General features: G+C 67.2%; 3 protein-coding genes and 1 pseudogene. 3 read left to right on the forward strand and 1 reads right to left on the reverse strand.

Features of this window, described 5'->3' with window-relative positions; translation table 11 throughout:
• Positions 1-161: 161 nt before the first annotated feature.
• The 3 genes and pseudogenes from tnpC to AC1DVI_RS32075 all read left to right on the forward strand — a co-directional run.
• A pseudogene (tnpC, locus tag AC1DVI_RS32065) lies at positions 162-1703 on the forward strand (IS66 family transposase); the annotation flags it as partial.
• A 6-nt stretch (positions 1704-1709) separates the two neighbouring features.
• Complete coding sequence (locus AC1DVI_RS32070) at positions 1710-1922, forward strand: hypothetical protein (protein WP_119510267.1); 213 nt, start codon at positions 1710-1712, stop codon at positions 1920-1922.
• A 46-nt stretch (positions 1923-1968) separates the two neighbouring features.
• On the forward strand, positions 1969-2103 hold the full coding sequence (locus AC1DVI_RS32075; RefSeq protein WP_476961422.1) for a hypothetical protein: 135 nt from the start codon (positions 1969-1971) through the stop codon (positions 2101-2103).
• A gap of 474 nt (positions 2104-2577) precedes the next feature.
• Here the strand turns inward: AC1DVI_RS32075 and AC1DVI_RS32080 are convergent.
• On the reverse strand, positions 2578-3260 hold a 683-nt coding region (locus AC1DVI_RS32080), incomplete at its 5' end, for a hypothetical protein (RefSeq protein ID WP_476961423.1).

Here is a 3260-nt window from a genome sequence, read left to right on the forward strand (position 1 = left end):
GGCCTCCGCCTCGGCCTCCGCCTCCGGCGGCTGCGGGCTTGACCGAGCCCGCCCCGCAGGAACTGCTGCTCACCATGGATTGCAAGCGGCAGTGACACTGGGCTCAACCGGGGGCCCTTTCCTCATGTCGCCAGGGGGCCGGTTCCTGATGTCGTTTGACAGCCGAGGCGGACGCCGCCCAGGCGCGGGCCGAACGGTCCGGCGACCAGGCGCTGATCGCCACCCTGAAGCTCCAGATCGAGAAGCTCCAGCGCGACCTCTACGGCCGTCGCTCCGAACGGAGCTCCCGACTGCTCGACCAACTCGAATTCCAGTTGGAGGAGGCGGAGGCCAGCGTCGGCGAGGACGATCTGGCGGCGGAACAGGCGACCGGCGCGGCCCGCATCACCCGCAGGGCGCCATCGCGCAAGCCGTTCCCGGCGCACCTGCCGCGCGAGCGCGTCGTGATCCCGGCGCCGGCGGCATGCCCGTGCTGCGGATCGACCCGGCTGTGCAAGCTGGGCGAGAGCATCACCGAGACGGCCGAGCGCATCCCCGCGCGGTGGACGATCATCCAGACGGTGCGCGAGAAATTCTCCTGCCGGGACTGCGAGACGATCAGCCAGCCGCCGGCACCGTTCCACACCACGCCGCGCGGCTGGGCGGGGCCGAACCTGCTGGCCACGCTGCTGTTCGAGAAGTTCGGCCAGCACCAGCCGCTGAACCGCCAGTGCGAACGCTTCGCCAAGGAGGGCATGGTGATCAGCCTGTCCACCGCGGCCGACCAGGTGGGCGCGGCATGCCGCGTGCTGAAGCCGCTGCTCGACCGGCTCGCCGCGCATGTGCTGGCGGCGAAGCGGTTGCACGGCGACGACACGACCGTGCCGGTGCTGGCGAAGGGCAAGACCGACACCGGCCGCATCTGGGTCTATGTGCGCGACGATCGCCCCTTCGCGGGCGCGGCGGCGCCGGCGGCGCTGTTCCACTACTCCCGCGACCGTGGCGGCGGGCATCCCGAGGCGCATCTGGCCAACTGGACCGGGGTGCTGCAGGCCGACGCCTATGCCGGGTACAACCGCCTCTACGACGCGAGCCGCCAGCCGGAGCCCGTGGCCGAGGCCCTGTGTTGGGCGCACGCGCGTCGGAAATTCTTCGAGCTGGCCGACATCGCCGCTAACAAGCGGCGCGGCAAGGGAGCACCGCCGATCTCCCCGCTGGCGCTGGAGGCGGTGCAGCGTATCGACCCGCTGTTCGACATCGAGCGCGAGGCGCTGGGGCGTTCGGCGGCCGACCGTCTGGCGCTGCGCACCGAGCTGTCCAAGCCCCGGATCGAGGAACTGGAGACCTGGATGCGGGCGGCCCGGGCCGGGATGTCGAAGCACGCGCCGGTGGCCAAGGCGATGGACTATATGCTGACCCGCTGGGAAGGCTTCACCCGCTTCCTGCGTGACGGACGGGTCTGCCTGACCAACAATGCCGCCGAACGAGCGTTGCGCGGCATCGCTCTGGGCAGACGGGCATGGCTATTCTGCGGCTCGGATCGAGGCGGGCAGCGCGCCGCCGCCATGTACAGCTTGATCGTGAGCGCCAAGATGAACGACATCGATCCCCAGGCGTGGCTGGCCGACGTCCTGGCCCGCATCAACGATCTGCCGCAGACCAAGTTGCACGAGTTGCTGCCCTGGGAATGGAAGCGGCTGCGCGAGACGACCACGGCGACCTGAGGAACCATGGCCAGAACCCGCAACCTCGTGACCATGGAGCGCGTCGCTGAGATCCTCGGCGAGGACGTCGAATGGCTGATCGACATCGCCATCGAGTTGGAGCCGGAGGACGGTTGCCTGACCGTGTTCGGCCCAGGCGAGCAGTGGTTCTATGCCCTGACCGAGGATGGCGTCGAGAACCTCAAGGAACTCATCCAAATCCACCGAACGGGACGCTGACCGCTTCGATCCGCACCTGCGTCACTCACCGGATGCGTACACCAAAGTGGCCAAGCTCGGCGGCTATCTCGCTCGCGGCTGCGATCCCCCGCCGGGAAACACCGTCATGTGGCGGGGGATGGCGCGCCTGACCGACATCACCTTGGGTTCGGAGATCGCGCCGCAGCTTGTGGGTAATTGAAAGGCTCACCGGAAGCGTACGGATTGGCAAACCCGCCACTCACTGAACGCCAAACGAACGGCAGGTCTCCGGCCTCGCAAGTTCCAGACCTGCCATTCGGCTCCCGGCCGATTTCGAACATTGGATTTCGGGAGATCGATTTCCGCTCCTGGCGCAAAGCGGACCATCAGGGGCTTCGAACTTGGTGCCCTCTTTAACCACACGGCGAATGGCTGGGGAAAGCTGCTGGTCCGAAGACCTACGGCTGTCGCCGCGGCGTGCCCCGTTACAGCGCTGTCGGGATTTCGACCGGGACGGGGCAAGCCCCTCTACCCGCACAGCCCCAGCACGCAAGATGATGACCCTGAACATGCGTGTTGGCAAGGGAGTGGCTTCTCGGAGCAGGTTCCCCTTTCACCACACCTCTCCAGCCCGCCGATCACCCGGACTGACGCAAACATGTTGGGCAGACTTCTTCACATGGGAAGGCTTCGGCTACTCCTTGTCGCTGCAGGTCAGAATGAACGGCAGCAGGTCCTCATGCGGACGGGCGTCCCCTTGGCTGGCCGCTGACAGGTTGTCGAGCGCCTTGGCGAGCGGGACGGAATCGAGCAGGCCGACGGCGGCGCCGAGCGTGCCAACCACCTGATAGGCCTCGGCGCAGTCCTGCCGGAGGCGCTGAAGCTCGCGCAGCAGCGCGTCTCGGTCATCACCGCGACCAGCGAACGGGTCCGGGTCTTCGGGACCTTCGTTCACACCTTCTACCTGTGCCAACATATCGAGAAGACTGCCACGCTCACTTGACGGCGTGGGCTGGTCGCGAACCGGGAACGCGATGCCGGGAGAGGCGAAAAATTCCGTCCAGCGATCAGGCTCCGCCGCGGCCCGATCTGTGGGGGCGTCGAGCGGCGGGCCGACCTCCACCGGGCGCATTCCCCGCGGATGCCCAAGGATCTCGTACCGGCCGTCCCCCAAATCGCGGCCGGGCTCCCATTCAGCCGTAGGAGACAGTCGTATCCATCGCATTGTGCTCATGCCAGATGGACACCTCGAAAAACCGTAGCGTTGCCGGCGTTCTGGTGATTCCCTTGGCTTGAGGGTGACGGAGGACGGGACATGGCCGGTCAAGCTGGGCTGTTCGATCTTCAGGACCGTTACGCGGAGCTGAGCAAGAGCGG

Source organism: Azospirillum sp. P4_B5 (assembly GCF_056402275.1).

Bases quoted from the DNA above. Each gene is read 5' to 3' on its own strand.
- AC1DVI_RS32070 (WP_119510267.1), top strand. From the start codon at position 1,710: ATGGCCAGAACCCGCAACCTCGTGACCATGGAGCGCGTCGCTGAGATC.